Raw genomic sequence first — 19,226 nt, 5'->3', positions numbered from 1 at the left:
AATACGTCCTCATTAACTCCCTAGATTTGCTCATTAAAATAAAAAAGAGGGGCTGTGCAGCCCCTCTTTTTTTATTTTACTCTTTAATTCACGCGTGGCACGCGGGCCAGGATTTCGGCGACGACCTCGTAGTTGATTGTGCCGAGTCTTCTGGCGATCTCTTCGGCGGTTAGCTCCGCCTTGCCCTGCCGGCCAATAAGTACGACTTCGTCTCCCATACGCACCTGGGGGATGGCGCTGACATCAATCATACATTGATCCATACATATGCGCCCGATGAGGGGGGCCTCCTGCCCATGAACGAGAACACTCTCCCAGTTGCGCGGTGCTCTGCGGAAGCCGTCCGCGTAGCCTACCGGCAAGACTGCGATGCGCGTGGGGCGCTCCGTCACATAGGTGCAGCCATAACTGATGCATTCGCCCGCGGGAATCATCTTCACCTGCGCGATCTGCGTCTTAAAGGAGAGAGCCGCTTTAAAGCCATCTGGTACCCTGACCTCTTCCGAGGGGTCCAGGCCATAAATCGCGATGCCGGGGCGTACCATATTGAAGTGCGCCTCGGGGAGGCTGAGCGTTGCCGCGCTATTGGCCGCGTGTACCACTGGAGGGCATATTTCCGCCCGCTCAAGCAGTTCTAGAATGTGCTGGAAGCGCGCGAGCTGGGTGTGGGCGTATGTCTTATCATCGGCATCCGCGCTGGCAAAATGGGTATAGATGCCCTCTACCTCCAACCCCTCCAGCTCACCTGCTTCGCGTACGAGGGCTAGAATCTCTTCTGCCTGCTCGCTACGGATGCCGAGCCGGCCCATTCCAGTATCGACCTTTATATGGACACGTACAGACTGGCGTAGCGCCTGGGCCGCGCGGGCGAGGGCCTGGGCCGATTCGCTGCTATAGAGGGTGATGGTGACGTCCAGGCGCACGGCCTCGCGCATCTGCCAGTAGGGAACATAGCCGAAGATCAGGATGGGCGCGTCAATGCCAGCCTCACGCAGGGCGGCGGCCTCGCTAAGTGTGGCGACCCCGAGCATGCTTGCGCCGTTGTGCAGGACGGTGCGCGCCACCTTGAGCGCGCCATGCCCATAGGCGTCGGCCTTTAAGCTGATCAGGATCTGGACCCCTGGCCCCACGATCTCGCGTATTTTGCGCACGTTATTGCCGATGGCGCTCAGGTCGATCTCTACCCAGGTGGGGCGCTCGGTCTGTAAGACCAGGATCTGCTTCCAACCGGGCGTCTGACGCACTAATTTCTCCTGCGCCTCTTCGGGATGGGCCATCAGCATCTCGGTGACGCGCTCCATGCGTGTGGCCTCTGATCCCTTGAGCAGGACGACGTTGCGCCCAGCCTCGCCCTCGCGCTCCAGGTATGCACGTGCCAATTGCGCGGCGTCCTCGTGGGTGGAGACCAACTCTATCTGTTCGCTCGCTAGCCCGGCTTGCCTGGCGCTCTCCGCGATCAGAGCGGTCCGCTCGCCGCGCAGGATAAGATAATCGACCTTGCTGGCGGCCTGCTCGCCTATCTGCTCATACCAGTCATCCTGGTAGTAGCCGAGATTAAGCATCTCGCCCAGGATGGCAATGCGTTTGCCGCCTTCGTTGGTCAACTCGTCAAGGGCCTGGAGTCCCGCCAGGACGGAACCCGGTGAGGCATTATGTGTGTCATCCAGGAGCCTGGACTCATAGACGCCTGGAAGCGGATTAAGCCTGCCTTCAATGGGGCCAAGCTGCTCCAGGGCCTCGCTGACCTCCTCCGCGCTCATACCACATGCGCGCCCGATTCTATAGGCTGCGAGCATGGTACTGATATGCTGACGTCCCAGCAGACGCGAGGCCAGGGTAAGTGTTCCCATCTCACCCTCTTGCTCCAGGGTAAATGAGAGACCCTCCCAGCCGACTCGGATTTGTGTCTCATTGATCTCACGTATCCCGAGTGGACGAATGTCTGGCACAGCTGAACCGCGTTGCTGTTGATAGTGGGCGACGATCTCCACTAACCTGGCATCACTGTCATTGAGCCAGAAGCAGCCCTCGGGTGGCAGGCTATAGAGCAGCTCGCTGAGCTCTTTCGCCAGGTGTTCAAGTGAGCCAAAGTATTGGAGCTGGACGGGAGCGACATTGGTAAGGATGCCGATATGGGGCTTTACCATCTGGCATAGCTTATGGAGTTCGCCGGGGTGATCGCAGCCTAACTCCAGGACCGCGTACTCATGCTGTGGCTCCAGCCGCCCCAGCGAGAGGGGAATGCCCAGCAGGTCATTATAGTTCTTCCAACTGCGAAAGGTGGCATAGTTGCGCGAAAGCACGCTGGCGATGGCCTCCTTCATGCTTGTTTTGCCTACGCCGCCCGCGACCGCGATAATGGTTGGCTGCCAGCGTTGCAAAATCTCGCTGGCATAAGCCCGTAGCGCCTGGCGTGTATCTTCAACCATGACGGTCGTGATCTGTTTGAGCCGCTCCTGCTCTGCCTCTGGCATACTTTCGATGTGGCGTGTCTCCACCAATAGCCCGGTTGCCCCTCGCTCGATAGCATCAAAGAGATAGTCATGACCATCCCCGCGCTCTCCACGTACCGCGACAAACATCTCCCCAGGCAGGATCTGCCGAGTATCATGACTAAAGCCCTGGAAGCGCGTCTGCTTCTCTGGACTCTGGAGTCTGCCTTGCGTGGCGGCCAATAAATATGCGAGCTGTATCACAATCTATCCTCCGTTGCTATTACCTGTTTTTTCACCATGACTGGTGGGAACAGCGCAAAGTGGGAACGCCCCTGCCCCCTTTTGTCGCCCTGCCCCTATTTTATTCTACCGGCCCACCAGCTTGCTCTCATCAGCGATCTATGAGGAGTAATTGGTAGTAAGGTAGCCCGACGGCATTTTTTCTATCATCCTCAGGAAGCTTTGGCTCTCCTCTTACCTCGAAAAGTCGTCTAGCCCTACAGTTGGAGATAAGGATACCACTGACGTATCACATGGGCACTCAGACAAACGAGCGATTTCCCCGACAAAAGTATGGCACAGCTTACTTGTCTCTCGAAAATACCCCATCATTGTAATATATTTCTTGAGGTTAGAGCAGGAATGCGTCTTCGTTCTCAGGGATGGGGGTACGTGAAAGGGAGAGCTACCGCACGATGTCGAATACCAAACAGACCCAGCATGTCACTCCTGCATCGAGTGACACGCTCCTTCCTCTGCTTGAGACGCTTCCAGGTGCCCTGTTTGTCGTCGATGACGCCGCCACGATTGTGTATGCCAATGCGAGCGCGCAGGCCATCCTAGGCGCCACACGAGAGGACGTAGTGGGCAAGCCCTTGTGGTGCGGCGCTCCCCAGTTGGTGAGCACCGCACTCTACCAGGCCGTCCAGAAGACCAGACAGACCCGAGCACCAGGCGAAGTGGAGTATGTATCTCCCGTGATGGGGACCTGGCTGCACGTGCAACTCTCTCCCACGCTTGGGGGGCTGATGGTGCAGGTCCACCAGGGCAGAGCCGCAGCCCGATGCCAGGAGACGGTTCCCCAGGGCGAGCGTCTCTCCATCGAGGACCTGAATGGCTTGTTTAGCAGGATCGGCGTTCTTACCCCTGAGGGGATCGTCCTGGAGATCAATGAGGTCCCCCTGGCGGAGGCGTGCGTCCGACGCGAGGAGGTCATTGGTCACCCGCTCACCGAAACCCGGTGGTGGTCCTGTTCTCCGACCAGTCAAGAGCAGCTGCGTGCCGCCATCGCGCGAGCCAGCAGAGGTGAAATCGTGCGGTTCGAGGCGGTGATTCACCCCAGGGAAGGCCTGGACCGCTACCTGGACGTCGCGGTCACCCCCCGCAGGGATGCAGATCACCACATCGCGTACCTCGTCATCGCTGGCATCGACATCACCGAGCGCAAGCACGCCGAAGTGGAAATCCATGCCCTCATCGATGCCATCCCCCAGCTGGTCTGGACCTCGCAACCAGACGGCTCTCATGACTCGTTTAATCAACGCTGGTGCGACTATACCGGCCTGAGTACCGAAGAGGCCCAGGGGGAGGGATGGATGCAGTGTCTGCATCCGGAGGACCGGCCACGCGTCCGCACCGCGTGGCAGCGCGCCGTCCAGACCGGCGGGGTGTATGAAACGGAACTGCGCTTGCGCCAGAACACAATCGGGGAGTATCGCTGGTTCTTAGCCCGCGCCATGCCCGTGCGTGATGACACCGGCCAGATTCTCAAATGGTTTGGCACCAGCACCGACATTGAGGAGCAGAAACGGGCGGAGCAGCAGCTCAAAGAAAGCCGAGAGAGCTTGCGCGTGCTGACTGAAACGGTGCCGCAGATGGTATGGGTGGCACGACCCGACAGTCTGCACGAGTACTTGAACCAGCGCTGGCAGGACTATACCGGGTTCACGCTTGATCAAACGCAAAACGACCGCTGGGCTCATCTCCAGTTCATCCATCCTGAGGATCAGGAAGGCACCCGAGCCCGCTGGCAGCATGCCCTGGACACGGGAACCATGTATGAGCACGAAGAGCGTCTCAGAAATGGCCAGAATGGGGAGTATCGCTGGTTCTTAACGCGTGCCATGCCTATGCGCGATGAAGGCGGTCAAATCGTTAAGTGGTTTGGCACCTGCACCGACATCGAGGAACAGAAACGAACGGAGGAAGCTCTGCGCCAGAGTCAGGAGCGCATCCGCGCCCTCATCGACTCCAATATTGTCGGGATTACTTCTACCGAAGTGGAAGGAGAAGTGATCGTGGACGCCAATGAGGCGTTTCTTCACATGACCGGCTATACCCCAGATGAGGTGCGCAGCAGAACGCTGACCAGGGCGAGGATCACTGTCCCCGAAGATGCGCCGCTCTTCGAGCGCTCGATCCAGGAGATTACCGCACGCGGGCAGACCCCCCCTTTGAGACCGAACTGGTGTGTAAAGATGGCAGTCGTCTGCCCGTGTTGGTGGGCGGCGTTATCTTCCAGGACCAACTGTGCCAGATGGTCTCCTTTATACTGGATAATTCGGCGCGTAAGGAGTTGGAACAACGCAAAGATGCCTTTATCAGCATGGCCAGCCATGAACTGAGAAACCCGCTCACCGCCTTGAAGATGCAGACCCAACTGGTGCGCAAACGACTGGAAATGCAATCCCAGCACGAGGCAGCCACAGCGCTTTCCCGGGTGGAGGGTCCCGTTAAACAACTCGAACGTCTAATCAGGGAGTTACTGGATGTCTCCAAGATCCAGGCGGGCAGACTGGAGTATCGGCAAGAGAGGGTGGACCTCGACGAGTTGCTGCGGGAGATCGTCGACACTATGCAGCACACCCATCCCAGCCATACCATCCTGGTCCGTGGCGCAGTGGAGGTCAGCCTGCTGGCGGATCGAGACCGGCTGGGACAGGTCTTCACCAACCTGCTCAGCAATGCCATCAAGTATTCTCCCGATGCCAAGACCGTCGAGATGAATTTCTCCGCCTCTGACGATGCAGTTACGATCCGTGTCCGCGATCATGGCCTGGGCATCCCGCGAGAGCAGTGTGACAAAATCTTTGAGCGGTTCTATCGGGTCACTGATCCCAAGCGGAAAGCGATTCCGGGCCTGGGCATGGGGCTCTATATTGTGGCCGAGATCGTCAACCATCATGGAGGAACCATCGCGGTGGACAGCGCAGTTGGGAAAGGCTCGGCCTTTACGGTGACCCTTCCTCTCATGAGGAATATCCGAGCATTTGACGAGCACGCTACGCGCGTCAACTGAGACGATGATGGCGGCGGAAACTGTTTCGGCACGGCTGCCACTCTAAGGATATCAATAGGTTGTTGAATAAGCAAAGTGAAGCATTGCCTTACAATTCAATGCATCTGCACACCACTATAGGGAGATATAATGCATGGCACCCATATCCTTCACCAACCCCTTTAATTGGAGCATCGTCAGCGTTGCAGTAACGCTCGACGCAGGCAGCCCCGATTCGCGGGTGATTTCGTCGATATGTTTGGATTCATGGTTGAGGAGTGCGAGCAGGCTCTCTTCCTCGGCGTTGGCGGGGAGTTCTCTCTTAGCCTCGATGTGCTGGGGAAGCATGTAAATATTGAGGCGCTCGATGATGTCTTCGACGCGCGTGACCAGGTGCGCGCCATCCTGAATAAGCTTGTTGACGCCCTCGCCACCGGGAGAGAAGATGCTATGTGGCACGCCAAAGACCTCGCGCCCCTGTTGCAGCGCCGAGCTAGCTGTGATCAATGCCCCACTTCTCCTCAGAGGAGGGACGCAACATTAGGAGGATTGCACTGGATCTCAAAATTTGGGTTATGACCTTTCTTCCAAACAATGGCCTTTATCCCCAAGAAGGAAACAGCTTCTCTCTTCTCTTCATATGAGAATTCATGGTTAAAGTCGCTTAACTTCTCGCGCCAAACTGCACATTTCTCATGGATCCTATCTAACTTTTCCTGTATTCTCTTCCATTCCTCGTGAGCTTGTTTATCATATGCCAACTCACACATATAGCCTTCTTCCTATTCTACTAATTGCTGTAGTTGAGCGTTCAGAAACTCTAGAGTTTTGCTGTCTGGCTGATAAGTCATCATTAAGTTAGCCAAGTTTTTCCTCATTACCTCCAATTGGGTACTGATTTCTTTGAGTTTTTTCATGATTTGTCTCCGCCTCGATGCGGTTGGGTCTTCAGACCTCAACGCATTCACTCGTTCATCGATCAGGGAGGGATTCTGTATAATTTCTGACGCTGTTTGCCATGCAGCTTCATCAATGGTGGTAGTAAGAATACTACAGCCCTTGCATAGGCCAACGGTAGATTGTTGATTTGTACAAATGTACAAGGTGTAGTATTTTACACTCTTATCTTTTCTAACCCAGGCGTGGAGGGTGTTTGAAATTCAAGAATACTGACAGTGCCCCCTCCCCCTCTTCCATTAGGAGGGAATCTGAGAACTCTCACTACTTTTGCAACTGAATGCCGCCATCGTCGTGCGAGTTGCCAGGGGCGGATAATGCATCGTAGGAGACACAGATAGCCCCAAATCAGGACGGCACCAGTTCCCATAAACCAGAAGGGCGAGTTTGGTAGGGTTGGGGAATTTCCATGTGTCATAGTTCTATTTACCAACACTAATGTTATGGTTATGAGGATGGTGAGCAATGGGATGATTATCCAGGGGACCCATGAGAGATTGATCCGTGAAGGAACCGACAAGCCACACATAGGACATGTCGGTCTCTCTTTTGCGAAGGGGGTACCATCCTGGGGGCATATTTTAATTTCATCGTATGGATTCATAGAAGCGTACCTCGAAGCGTACCTCGCAGATTTTATAGAAGCGCTCCAATTGGCATTGAGCACACCTCTGGAGAGCCTTTCCTACTGATAGAAACGAGAAGCAAGTACGTTTCTCAAATAGCATGGGGACCGCTCTCGCGCTTCTGCTCGTAGTAGAAAATGTCGTGACCCCATACCTACATGTATGTGCAAAAAAACGTGACGCGCCCCCCGGTGAGCTCAGTAGTCAATTTCTCTGTGACCTGTCTGCCATAGCTGGTCATGCGCCGCGTGCCCACGATGCCCAGAGCGTACTGCTGATCATCCTCGTTCAAGCGGCCATAGATATAGAGCACAGGTGGAGCATACTCAAATTTGCTCAGGAGCGGCGGATACTCATCATCTCTCCAGGTGATTACGCGCATCCGGCGTTTCTCCAGGCGCTCCAGTTCCTGCTCTGGCACGATGCTGGCGCGCTGGTGCAGGAACTTCTCCGCGGTTTTCTCATCCAGACCTGCGCTGCATAGCTCCGCGAGTCCGGCCTGCCACGCGGCCTGCATATCGCCCTGAACGTAGTCCTCAAGAAGGCGAAAGCGGACCGCGCCAATGCCCATCACGCGGCTAAAAGCGATCCAATGCATCAATTGTTGCAGCGGGAGCGTCTCGGAGGGGTAATAATGTTTAGAATACTGTTTAGCTGTCTGTGGGGCTTCTTCATGCACTTCCATCTTCTTCCTCTGCTTCTTACTATTTTTTGTTAAATTTGGTAGGTGGTGTGGTCCCCCTGGCGGCCTCCGACCGCCAGGGGGACCACACCACCTACCAAATCACTCCTCATTTGTGAAGGAACCAAACTGTTCGCCTGCTCCAGGGTGTGACGCTCCTGGAGGCGGGAAAGGAGGTAACATATTGCCCGGCTGGGCGGGTGGTGGGGCTGGCTGTGTATAACGCCCAGGATTGGTATAGTGGGCGTAGGGATCGATGGGCGTGAACGATTGTGGCCCCGGCCCCCAGTGGGCCTCGTCGAGAATACGTTGGGCCTGGGCGATGGCCAGCTTTCGTTCCTGCTGGATGCGTACCTGTCTGCGGTAGATGAAGTAACTTGCGAAGGCGACGCCAGGCGAAGCCAGGAGGAATATGCCCAGGACCAGGAGTAGTGTGCTATAGGGCACCGGGTTGCTGCTGCTGGAGGTAACAACTTGCTTGGTCGGTTGTGGATCTTGTTTCTCCTGGTCTGGAGTGAGGATAGACGATTGATGCTGAGAGAGACGCCAGGCATTTTCGAGATGGGCCTCATCCATGCCCAGGCTTGCCTTCAAGTCCTCATCAAAGTTCGGATAGCTACTATTGCCCATATCTTTGATAAGCGTATGCATCTTCGCCTGCCCAAAGGTATTGTACATATAGGTGACCAGGTCCCAGCTCTGAGCATAGGCCAGGTAGGCCTGATTGCTATCGGAGGGAAAGCGGTCCTCGATCCCGCTCAGGCGTAGAATCTGGTGGTTTTTGAGGCCCTGGCGTAGCTGATAGGACAACTCGCCCTCGTGATACTCCTGGTTATAGACCGCAAGCCCCTCGTCGAGCCAGCGCGGAATATCGACGACGCCACCATCTGTCAGCTCATGCAATACCAGGTGCGACATCTCATGTGGCATATCGCGGATAAGCGTGTTATCCTGAGCGTCTTCGACGACGAACATCCCCTGGCGAATATCGGGGAAGGCGATGCCTCCCACCCATTCTTCGGTATTGGGTGGAAGCGCGCTCTTAAATGCATTTGTATCTTTGTATATCCAGAGCGTGATTGGTTTGGTCGGTGCGCCTCCTAGATTGCTAGTCAGACGTTTGACGGCTTTATCCACGCCAGCGCGCAACGACTGAACCTCGGCGCCATCGCTATTATAATACTTGATCTGGAACTGCTGGACATCGGTCTCCTGCCAGGCGAAACGCTGGTCGTTGACGTCAAATTTCTGTGTAGTGCCGGTATGGTCGGCGCCCGCGTTGTCCTCTATCTCCCAGTGGTAGGAGATGGGTGTGCCCGGAGAGAAGAAGTCATCCGCTTTTTGCATATCTTCATGCCAGGCGAGATGGACGCTCGTGCCAGGCTTTGCGACTGTGACTACGTGAACCTCGTCTCCATTAAGAGAGGGGGCCTGGATGTAGAGGGTGGCCTGCGTAATCTTGCCACCCGCGTCATTTACTGTGAGCGAGAAATCGATGCTATCAGGGAAATGGACCTGCTGTGTCTGAGAGGTGATGGTGATGGCATCTCGTGCCACCCCGCTCTTTGCCAGCATAAGCGAAGTTATACTTAATAATAAAGTGCAGCTCAGGGCGAGAGAGAGAAAGAATTTAGCGAAAGCATAGCGGTTCTTATATATATGCATACGAAGTGTAGGATGCATAAACCTGCTGGCTCCTCTCAAGATCTATAGACTCAACAATGGAAATATATCATTCCGCATTGTACCCGATTTTCCCTGCTGCTGTATACTCTCTCCCCTTTTCTTGCTATTCCAAGATGTGTCATTTGATGCCCCTCCCACCACCTACCACAAAAACACAACATATAGATATGGTGGTGGACCGGTGTTGCCAGTCCACCACAAGTGCGTGTCACATTGTTGCACATCTTCGCCCATAGGCCCCACGTTTACGATTCCGCTGAAAATGTTGAGCGCTGCATTCTGAGCTTGACTCACTTGTCTCCGGTTTATCCTTCCGCCATGGTTTTATGGCGCTTTCTCCAACTTGACAGGTAATATGTGCATACTCTAGAATGGAGCAGCGAGAATAGATGTGGTTTTCTTCCTGCCACAAAAGAGGTATGCAATGGCAGACCGCACCAATCGTGCAGGCCAATATATTGGAGATTATCAATTATTGCGTAGGCTGGGGGATGGTGGCTTTGGCGATGTCTATCTTGGAGAGCACAAACATACTCATGCCCAGGCTGCTGTCAAGGTGCTTCATGCACGCCTGGCAGGTAGCGACGAACTCAAGGAATTTATTAACGAGGCCCGTACCTTCCGCCTGCGCCATCCCCATATCACTCAATTGCTTGATTTTGGCATTGATAGTGACGAGATTCCTTACCTTGTGATGGATTATGCCTCTCACGGCACCCTACGCGGCAAGCATCCTAAGGGAACACAGGTATCGCTCTTTACCGTGCTCTCCTACATCGCACCGCTCGCTTCTGCATTGCAGTATGCCCACGATCAGCATCTTATCCATCGAGATGTGAAGCCGGAAAATATGCTGCTGGGAGCTCACGACAATGTACTGCTCAGCGACTTTGGCATTGCAGTCGTCGCACACAGTTCTCGCTCACTGAACACACACGAAGGCATCAACGGCACGCTGCCATATATGGCTCCCGAACAACTTCGGGGCAAACCGTGCCCAGCCAGCGACCAATACGCCCTTGCCATCGTCGTCTACGAGTGGCTCACCGGCAACCGCCCGTTCAAAGGGACAGCCATTGAGATAGCAATGCAACATCAAATGACATTGCCCGCTTCTCTGCGCGAACAGGTGCCAACCCTCTCCATCGAGGTGGAACAAGTTGTGCTGACTGCACTCGCTAAGGAACCTGACAAACGCTTTGCCAGCGTTATGGCCTTTGCTAAAGCCCTTCAGCAAGCCAGCGAGGTGCAGGATACGCCCCCCTGCGTTGTGCCTCTCCCATCCTCACTCAACACGTTACCTCTGTCCGGAGTAGCGGTACCAATACCAACAGAGGAGCCAGTTAAGGTGGCTGCACCTCTGGAAAGAGAATCCGTCTTTACCAATAAGCTTCTTTCTCCTCCCATTTACACACAACCCGCATCGCCTTATCCCACACATGAACTGATCAAAGCGGCAGGTGCTACAGCTATCCCACAGTCTGCTGTTCCCTCCAGAACCTCTCTTTCTGTGTCATCACCTCGCGGGAAAAGAAGAGTTCGACCACTTGCTCTCTTCCTTATCGGTCTTGCCGTCCTTGCTATTATTGGAAGTATTGGTCTGTCGGAGATGACAACGCTGATCCCCACGCACCATGCGAATGCCACAGCGACAGCACAAATGATTGCCGGGGAAACGGCAACCGTGAAAGCGGTCACAACAGTGACAGCTTCCACGTACAATCAGACAGCCACCACTAACGGCATTATGTTTGGCTTCGACTCCCAGCGTACTCGCAATAATCCTTTTGAGCATACCTTAAACGCTACAACGGTTCCCGGTCTCAAGATAGCATGGACCTCCAGCCCAACTGGTAGCTTCATTGGTTCGTCGCCAGCGGTGGTCAATGGCGTTGTCTATGTAGGTTCTAATGATCACAAGCTCTACGCCTACAGGGCTGTGGGGTGTAACATGAGCTCTTGCTCCCCGCTCTGGTCCTCCAACCCTACTGGCGGCATCATCAACTCCTCGCCAGCGGTAATCAATGGCGTCGTCTATATAGGCTCTGATGATCACAGGCTCTATGCTTACAAGGCCGAGGGTTGTGGCAGTGGCATAAGCACCTGTTCCCCGCTTTGGTCCTCTGATCCCACTGGCCAGGCTATTGAATCCTCGCCAGCGGTAATCAATGGCGTCGTCTATGTAGGCTCTAATGATCACAAACTTTACGCCTACAAAGCCGAAGGTTGTGGCGCAAGCACCTGTTCCCCGCTCTGGTCCTCTGACCTCACTGGTGGCATCATCTACTCGTCGCCGGCGGTGGCCAATGGCATCGTCTATGCAGGCTCTAATGATCGCAGGCTCTATGCCTACAAGGCCGAGGGTTGTGGCAGTGGCATAAGCACCTGTTCCCCGCTCTGGTCCTCCAATCCAACTGGCAATCTTATCAACTCGTCGCCAGCGGTGGCCAATGGCATCGTCTATGTGAGTTCTCATGATCATAAACTCTACGCCTACAAAGCTGCGGGTTGTGGTACGAGCCTCTGCCCCCCACTCTGGACCTCCAGTCCAACCGGAGACTTTATCTATTCCTCGCCAGCGGTGGCCAATGGCATCGTCTATGTGAGTTCTCATGATCATAAACTCTACGCCTACAAAGCTGGTGGCTGCGGCACGAGCATTTGCGCTCCACTCTGGTCCTCCAACCCTACTGACGGCTGGATCACCTCCTCGCCAACAGTAGCCAATGACGTCGTTTATGTAGGCTCTGATGATCACAGGCTCTATGCTTACAAAGCTGATGGCTGCGGCACGAGCATTTGCGCTCCACTCTGGTCCTCCAACCCTACTGGCGGCTGGATCACCTCCTCGCCAACGGTAGCCAACGGCGTTGTTTATGTGGGTTCTAATGATCACAAGCTTTACGCCTATCACCTGTGACGACTCCCCACGGCTAGGAAACCTGGCGATCCTTTGAGATTTTCCTATTTTGGTAGAACTGTTGGATTGACGGGTAGTGGTTTACAGAGATCGTGGCGAGAAAGTCCCGGTCATTGATGCCTGACACTTACACACAACTATTGGATCTGGAGAAAAAATGTGGAGGCGATGCGCTGCACAAGCCTCGTTTTTCCCACACGAGAAGTGGCCCGCTTGTCTCAGAAGAAGCCGTGTGTCTCGCCAGGCTTGAAGCACATCATTGCGCATCATGACGCGTTTTTCCTGGCGTCTTTCTCTCGCATGATCATGCGGATCTTCCACAAACGTTCAAACTTGTGTGGAAGTAAGTGTCAGAGGCTGGTAGGGACCCGGTTTACCGCGTCCACAGGCGATTAATCGCCTGTGGGCGCAGCCCGAATCGTTCCTCTGTACTATTTCGCGTGATGGGTTCTTCTCTTTGGGCAACTCGTCCGGACAAAATTTCCCCGCAAAGTCATAAATGTGGTGCCTATGCTGAAGCTCCTCGCGCTAAAGCGACGGGGGTTCCAGGAGTTCGGCCCACGCTTCCCGTCCTTCTCGCTTCAGCAAGAAAGCTGGCTCTAGTGGTGGTCCCCCTGAACTTTCGGGCAGACGCGCTCTCGCACGAGTCAAACCCATGCTTCGGGGCAAGGTCTGCCCCTCTTTCGCGCGTTGTGTGAGACGCTCGTGTGCTGCCCGCAGGCGCGCTTCCGCACCTTCCCAATACTCCTGGTATCGGGCACACGAGGGAATGGGGTCTGCTGGATCAAGGTAGGCAGCCAGAAACGCCGAATACAGGTCGCGTTGCACGGGACCCACGCCACACGCGCACTGATGCCAACGCTGCGAAAGCGGCTTCTTGAGCTTCTTGCCACAGCCATGACACCACTGGCTCAGCGCGGTGGTGCGTGTGGGGACTTCCACCAGGATGCCGCCCGTACTCTCAACGGTGCGCCTCAACAGTTCCACAAACATCCCTGGTGCTCGCAGCCCCACACTCTTCCCAAATTGCCTCTGCCATGCCTTATAGGAAATCTTTTCGATGAGAATAGTGGTGCCCAGCTTCACTACCTGATGCACTTTGTGCCCATGCAGGCTCTTGCGATGCGCTACGAGTTTGCGCTCTTTGGTCGCCTTCCGTTGCCGGGTGGCCTGGTAGCGCTTACTCTGCTTCCAGTGCAGCTTTTTCTTGCCTTGTTTTTTGATGCGCCCCTTCTCGTCGTAGTGCTCAGGATTGGCCGCCCTTCGTTGCCGCTCCATCTGCCGTTGCAAGCGACGAATGGCTTTAGCATCAGGAGCCAGTTGTGCACAGAACACCTCCAGGCTTGCCTCTCCTTGCTGGGGGAAGAGGGCCAGGGTGGAGGGACCAAGGTCACCGCCAACAATACTCGTGCCAACTGGGTGTTTTTTCTTTCGGTGGGGCTTGCCCTCCAGTGCCAGTTGCACGACATAGCGATAGCCCTCTTCATCAGCGCCCGCCGCTCTAGGGCTGCTGGCAGGACGCTGGATGAGGCGGGCAAACTTGATGCGGTGCCTGAGCCCATGGGTCACCACTTCATCCTTCCAATCGATGAGGGCGGGCAGCTGGTCTCCGTTCCAGAGCAGATACCCCGCGTTTCCCTCCTCGGGTGGTTGCAGGACGAAGCGCAGGCTGGTATCGTTGCGTTTATTCTCAATGCTGGAGAAGCCGCGTCCTCGGCTTTTGAAACGCACCCGCTTTCCTTTCCCCAGGCAGACGCGATTGAGGGCGCGATAGGCACGGGTCGCCAGGGTTTGGGCCAGCACGGCCTCGATGTGCTCGGCAATCCAGCCCACGCGCAGCCCTTTGACGGCTTCATGCAACGCCGTCTCGGAGAAGCCATACGTTTTGCGCAAGGCGGAGAAGGCTGCCGCTCGTTCCGCTTTGTGGGTGCGAGGAAGGGCGCGGGCCTCTTGCCAGGCGGGGTCAGACCGCATGCGGCGCAGGCGCTGTTGTCCTTGGGAGAGGATGGCGTTGTAGAGCTGACGAGCGGCTTCCAGATGAGCGCGCAGGCGGGCGGCTTGCCCTGCATCGACGGCCAGGGGCAGTTCCAGCAGAAAGGTGGGGGTCGCAGGTCGCTTCTCCTGCTGTTTCTTCTTCTTGCGTTGTCCCTGACACTTCTTCGGCATTGTGGCCCCTTCTTCGAACACACACGTGATCTCGATCCACTGACGTCTATTGTACCAGAGGAACGGGAAGAACGCAAGTTCTAGGTATCTGACCCTGCTCTCTTTCCTCTCATCCAGCAGAGGCGGCGATTCATCCCCGGCATGAATGACCGGGGCTTTCTCGCCGCGTTCTCTGTAACGAGAGCCAGCCATGCCCCCGAATGAGGGTCTGCAAACAAATAAATCACACCTCATAAAAAACATAATATCTGGATATGGTGGAGGATCGGTGAAACCGATCCACAATGTAGCCATTTAGTACCGTTTTACTGCTTTGGGGTATGGGATGCAATAAAGGCAATTCGTTCTTTGCTACCTACATGATTAGTACCATCCTCCTACGGTACACATTGATATATAGGTTTCGATATATTATATTGAGCATAATCAATATTTGAAATGTAGCTTTTGCATGTACCCGAGTGGGCTAGGGTGTTAATTTGCGTGCGCTGATTCGTTCTTGTAGATAATTGGCGGATATGTGGATGTTTATGTTACTCTATGCGGGACATTGCAGTGCCTCTCCGAAAACCTGAGCGCGATAGCGCTAGCCGCGAGAGCGGCGTTGGTTTTCGTATTAAGGAGGTATGGTTGGAAGTGGAAATCGTGGGTTCTCCTGCAATCTCTTTGTTGATGACGTTTTTTCTTGTGATCGCTATGAAAATGCACTAAGCAGACAGACAGACAGTCGCAGCACATACATAACCATATACTACTGATCCGAAAACCCTGAGTGCGAAGCGCTAGTCACGTGAGTGACGTTGGGTTTCGGAATAAGATCATAAAGGTGAAGAAATGTGTAGCCTTTACCAACCCTATCTAACAAAAACGCCAAAAGATCTAGCTTATGCCGTGTGCACCATCCGCAACAAAGCGCTGCTGACTGAGAAAGGGGACCTATGAGTAATAACTGGAATCAGCCAGGCATGCCGACTGATGCGTCGCACGATGGCTTGCCCAAGAAAACGGGGGGCCTGTTAAGTAGCTATCGCCAGCAGCAGCCTCCTGTCGAGCAACAGTCGCCCGCGTTGCCTGCGGGTGCTCCCGTGGGCAGACAAATGCCACCTCAGCCCGCTCAACCGACGCAATTCTCGCCTACAAATGGGCGCAACCCTTCCTCCCAGTTTCTTCCCGGGAGGACGCAGCAGGCGCCGCAACCGCAGATGGCCCAGCAGCAGCGCCCAATGATGCCTGCTCAGCCTCAGCAGCAGCGCCCAATGCCTGCTCAGCCTCAGCAACAAGGCTGGGTGTCCAACGCCATGAACCTTATGCGCCAGGTCTCCGGCAAGGTGACAGCTATAGGACGCAATAGCTACGGACAGCCCGCGCCCTATATGGAGCGCTACCATGGATCTCGTCCCCAGGCCATGCCAGTTCCTGTGGAGCAACCACGCCTGGAGGAGGCTACACCCTGGAAGCGCTCGCTGAGCACACGTGTGGCCTACAAGATGCGCCGCCGTCGCGACCGCTGGCAGAATCAGCAGTTTGGCATTGGTAAGATCCTCGGCATCGCGGCCATCATCTTCGCGGTCATCGCCGTGATTGCCTCTGCGACTGGTGGTGCCTTTTCCTATAACTACTATCAGCAGGAGTCCACCCAGGTCGCCAGCATCGCCAACAAATCCAGCGCGCAGACGACGCGTATTTATGACCGCAACGGACAATTGATCAATGAGCGCTATGACCAGGGTGAGGGAAGCTCTGGCCGCTCCACGCCTATCTCATATAAAGATCTTCCCGAGGTCTTAAAGGATGCACAGACTTCTATTGAAGATCGCACCTTCTGGGATAACGCCGGTATCGACCCGCAAGGTATCCTGCGTGCCGCCTTTTCCCATAACGGTGGTGGTAGTACTATTACCCAGCAGGTAATTAAAAACCTGTCTCATAATGCCGACGCTACCTATACACGTAAGCTTGCAGAAGCCACTCTGGCCCTGGGCATGACGCAGCAGTACCCCAAGTGGAAGATCCTGGAGATGTACTTCAATAGCGTTCCCTATGGTACTCAGGACCTTGGTGTTGAATCCGCAGTGCGCGACTTGTTTGGTTTGCAGCCTAACAATTGTGATAAAAACCATGTCTGTACGCCTGCGGTTTCCCAACTAGATATTGACCCTAAGACGGGCAAGCACAATCCGATTGTGGCCCTGGCTCGCGCCTCGCTGCTGGCAGGTATTCCTAATAACCCAACCATTTACGATCCAAGCATTAGTGAGACCACGCGCCAGGCCGCGCTTGATCGTCAGAAGCTTGTGCTACAAAACATGCAGGCTGATGGCAAGCTTCTTGATGGCAAACCCATCGATGCCGATATGATCCAGCAGGCCGAGAAACTGACGGCCTCCTGGCAGTTCAAGCCCTATAGCACTATCAAGAAGGCTCCGCACTTCACTGACTGGGTCACTCTCCAGATGGAGCAGATGCTGGGTAATGGTGATCCTCAATTGGGTGTACAAGCCTTTCTCTCTGGTGGCTTCAATATCAAAACAACTATTGATATGAACATCCAGAAGTATATCGAGAATGCCTCAAAGTACTTTATTACGCAGCCCACGCTTCAGAAATTCGGTTCTTTTGCTGGCGCGCCTGCTGTGTTGAATCGAGACCTCAACGTTAATGATGCGGCTGTGGTAGTCATTAACTCGAAAACCGGAGAGGTCCTGGGTATGAGTGGTAGTGTTGACTACTACAAAACGAACGATAAACGTGTTGCCGGTAGAGTAAATGTTGCCACTAGTGGCCGTGGGCCTGGTTCTACGTTTAAACCTTTCGTATATGGAACAGCTTTTCAGATGGGTTGGAATCCTGGTATTGTCTTACCTGATGTTCGTACCTACTTTCCAAATGGAAAAGATGCTGGTGCCCAGGATGGAGAAGGTCCAAACGCTCAAACCTATACACCTAATGACTATGGTGGCAAGCCTAATGGGGTATCTGGCCCACAATCGACTATTCGTGCGGCATTGGCAAACTCTTACAACATTCCAGCTGTGAAGGCCATGACCTTTGCGGGCACCGATAATGTCTTCAACAACGCCCGTTTGATGGGTATCACCTCTCTGGATAAAGCTATAAAGGCGAATAAATGTGCTAGTGGCATGGATTGTTTTCACCTTACGCCAGTACTTGGTACTGTCGATGTTTCGCCACTGGAAATGACCAGCGCCTACCAGACCTTTGCTAATGGTGGAGTGCATGTGCCTTACCAGAATATCCTGGATGTCTGGGATAGTTATGGTAACCATCTCTTCCATCTTGATCCAACCAAGGTCAAAGGGACGCGGGTCTTCTCTAGCCAGGTAAACTACCTACTGACTTCAGTTCTGGCTGATGAGCCTTCGCGCCAGCCAGAGTTCCCTGGAGACCATGATCTTGCGTTTAATGATTGGGATCCAAGTTGCGGAGCCTCTCTAAAAACGTATATTAGCTGTGATACCTATCAGGTTGGCGCTAAAACTGGTACTACCGACTCCTTCCAGGATAACTGGACGATAGGTTATACCCCTAGAGCCACAGTAGGTGTCTGGGCTGGTAACGCTGATGGTGAAGTCATGAAAACAGGTGTGGTTGGTATTACAGGTGCCGCACCAATCTGGCATGCGGTGATGGAGTTCGTTTCTGGACGACCTTGTGCTGACATTAATACAGCTATGGTGGTGAACATCTCCTGTCCTGTTGCGCGCTTTAATCCTGCCTCGGATGGAATGAATGGTCCTACGACCTTCTCTCAGCCTAGTGGCGTGACCCGTACCTGTAACCTTTCTGCTCAGGATGGACTGGCAGGGAACGGCATATGTGACTGGGTCATTGATGGGCAGGCGCCTACCCTTGCTGGCAAGACGACTGTGACCAGTGATTCTAATGGGGGAAATGGTGGTAACGGTGGGAATGGCGGTGGCGGTCGCAAGAAACGCGGTGGTTAAACGCGGAGCCAACATCACCTACGGCGGCGTCTCCCTCCTCGCCGGATGTGATACCGACTCCGATCCCGACACCATAAGCAAGGTTCAAAAAGCAGGCTGGTTTTATCCAGCCTGCTTTCTTTTTATATTAGAACGTTATGCAGCAACCGTGGCACTATGATAGAGATTATCTGTGGGGCTTAGAACGACAATCTCCGCATAGGCAAAAACCTGTGAGGCTAATGCCATATTTGTCCATGTTTGCACACCTGAATTCAACGTGGTAAAGCTGTGGCAGTCATCCGGATAGCAATAGACTGGCTGAGAGTTGCCACGGTAAATATCAATTCGTATTTTGAGCGAGGAATATGCCGATGTGACCTCGGCCTGTGTCCAATTGGTGCCACAGGCCGCGGAATACCAGTTATAAACTCTCGCTATAACCACCGGGTTCGAGGCTGGGCCTACTGCTATCGCACCAGCATTGGCCATCTTTGCCCCTCCTACAGTTAGATCGGCGCATCCTGATGTAA

At 54.4% G+C, this 19,226-nt stretch carries 9 protein-coding genes and 1 pseudogene; 3 read left to right on the top strand and 7 right to left on the bottom strand.

Annotated features, from left to right (window positions below; genetic code table 11):
* Nucleotides 1–83: 83 nt before the first annotated feature.
* Nucleotides 84–2,696, bottom strand: a complete 2,613-nt coding sequence (alr, locus tag KRAC_RS66455) for an alanine racemase (RefSeq protein WP_007911893.1) — start codon at nt 2,694–2,696, stop codon at nt 84–86.
* A 434-nt stretch (nt 2,697–3,130) separates the two neighbouring features.
* Here alr and KRAC_RS62415 point away from each other — a divergent pair.
* Nucleotides 3,131–5,733, top strand: a pseudogene (locus tag KRAC_RS62415) (PAS domain S-box protein).
* A gap of 114 nt (nt 5,734–5,847) precedes the next feature.
* On the opposite strand, the gene KRAC_RS24730 reads toward KRAC_RS62415, so the two are convergent.
* The 4 genes from KRAC_RS24730 to KRAC_RS24710 all read right to left on the bottom strand — a co-directional run bounded on the left by KRAC_RS24730 (nt 5,848) and on the right by KRAC_RS24710 (nt 9,552).
* The gene (locus KRAC_RS24730) at nt 5,848–6,237 is read right to left on the bottom strand and encodes a DNA-processing protein DprA (RefSeq protein WP_083814811.1); all 390 of its coding nucleotides are present in this window, start codon (nt 6,235–6,237) and stop codon (nt 5,848–5,850) included.
* The gene (locus tag KRAC_RS24725) at nt 6,234–6,482 is read right to left on the bottom strand and encodes a hypothetical protein (protein WP_007911881.1); all 249 of its coding nucleotides are present in this window, start codon (nt 6,480–6,482) and stop codon (nt 6,234–6,236) included. The genes KRAC_RS24730 and KRAC_RS24725 overlap by 4 nt, the downstream gene beginning before the upstream one ends.
* A gap of 967 nt (nt 6,483–7,449) precedes the next feature.
* Nucleotides 7,450–7,980, bottom strand: a complete 531-nt coding sequence (locus KRAC_RS24715) for a DNA-processing protein DprA (RefSeq protein WP_007911874.1) — start codon at nt 7,978–7,980, stop codon at nt 7,450–7,452.
* A gap of 99 nt (nt 7,981–8,079) precedes the next feature.
* Nucleotides 8,080–9,552 carry a peptidase MA family metallohydrolase gene (locus KRAC_RS24710; protein ID WP_157507030.1) on the bottom strand — a complete coding sequence of 491 codons (1,473 nt, stop codon included), beginning with the start codon at nt 9,550–9,552 and terminating at the stop codon, nt 8,080–8,082.
* A gap of 535 nt (nt 9,553–10,087) precedes the next feature.
* On the opposite strand from KRAC_RS24710, the gene KRAC_RS62410 reads away from it, so the two are divergent.
* Nucleotides 10,088–12,583, top strand: coding sequence for a protein kinase domain-containing protein (locus KRAC_RS62410; RefSeq protein WP_007911862.1), 2,496 nt, complete (start codon nt 10,088–10,090; stop codon nt 12,581–12,583).
* Between the two features lie 528 nt (nt 12,584–13,111).
* Here KRAC_RS62410 and KRAC_RS24700 read toward each other — a convergent pair.
* Nucleotides 13,112–14,749, bottom strand: a complete 1,638-nt coding sequence (locus tag KRAC_RS24700) for a hypothetical protein (protein ID WP_040444097.1) — start codon at nt 14,747–14,749, stop codon at nt 13,112–13,114.
* Nucleotides 14,750–15,687: 938 nt separating this feature from the next.
* On the opposite strand from KRAC_RS24700, the gene KRAC_RS24695 reads away from it, so the two are divergent.
* Nucleotides 15,688–18,714, top strand: coding sequence for a transglycosylase domain-containing protein (locus tag KRAC_RS24695; protein WP_007911847.1), 3,027 nt, complete (start codon nt 15,688–15,690; stop codon nt 18,712–18,714).
* A 135-nt stretch (nt 18,715–18,849) separates the two neighbouring features.
* Here the strand turns inward: KRAC_RS24695 and KRAC_RS24690 are convergent, their stop codons facing one another.
* The gene (locus KRAC_RS24690) at nt 18,850–19,185 is read right to left on the bottom strand and encodes a hypothetical protein (protein WP_040444096.1); all 336 of its coding nucleotides are present in this window, start codon (nt 19,183–19,185) and stop codon (nt 18,850–18,852) included.
* Nucleotides 19,186–19,226: the final 41 nt, after the last annotated feature.

Source organism: Ktedonobacter racemifer DSM 44963, from assembly GCF_000178855.1.
GTDB lineage: Bacteria > Chloroflexota > Ktedonobacteria > Ktedonobacterales > Ktedonobacteraceae > Ktedonobacter > Ktedonobacter racemifer.
This window is presented reverse-complemented; position numbering and strand designations above follow the sequence as displayed.

Bases quoted from the DNA above. Each gene is read 5' to 3' on its own strand.
- KRAC_RS24725 (WP_007911881.1), bottom strand. From the start codon at position 6,482: ATGTGTGAGTTGGCATATGATAAACAAGCTCACGAGGAATGGAAGAGA.
- KRAC_RS24715 (WP_007911874.1), bottom strand. From the start codon at position 7,980: ATGGAAGTGCATGAAGAAGCCCCACAGACAGCTAAACAGTATTCTAAA.
- KRAC_RS24710 (WP_157507030.1), bottom strand. From the start codon at position 9,552: ATGCTGGCAAAGAGCGGGGTGGCACGAGATGCCATCACCATCACCTCT.
- KRAC_RS62410 (WP_007911862.1), top strand. From the start codon at position 10,088: ATGGCAGACCGCACCAATCGTGCAGGCCAATATATTGGAGATTATCAA.
- KRAC_RS24700 (WP_040444097.1), bottom strand. From the start codon at position 14,749: ATGCCGAAGAAGTGTCAGGGACAACGCAAGAAGAAGAAACAGCAGGAG.
- KRAC_RS24695 (WP_007911847.1), top strand. From the start codon at position 15,688: ATGAGTAATAACTGGAATCAGCCAGGCATGCCGACTGATGCGTCGCAC.
- KRAC_RS24690 (WP_040444096.1), bottom strand. From the start codon at position 19,185: ATGGCCAATGCTGGTGCGATAGCAGTAGGCCCAGCCTCGAACCCGGTG.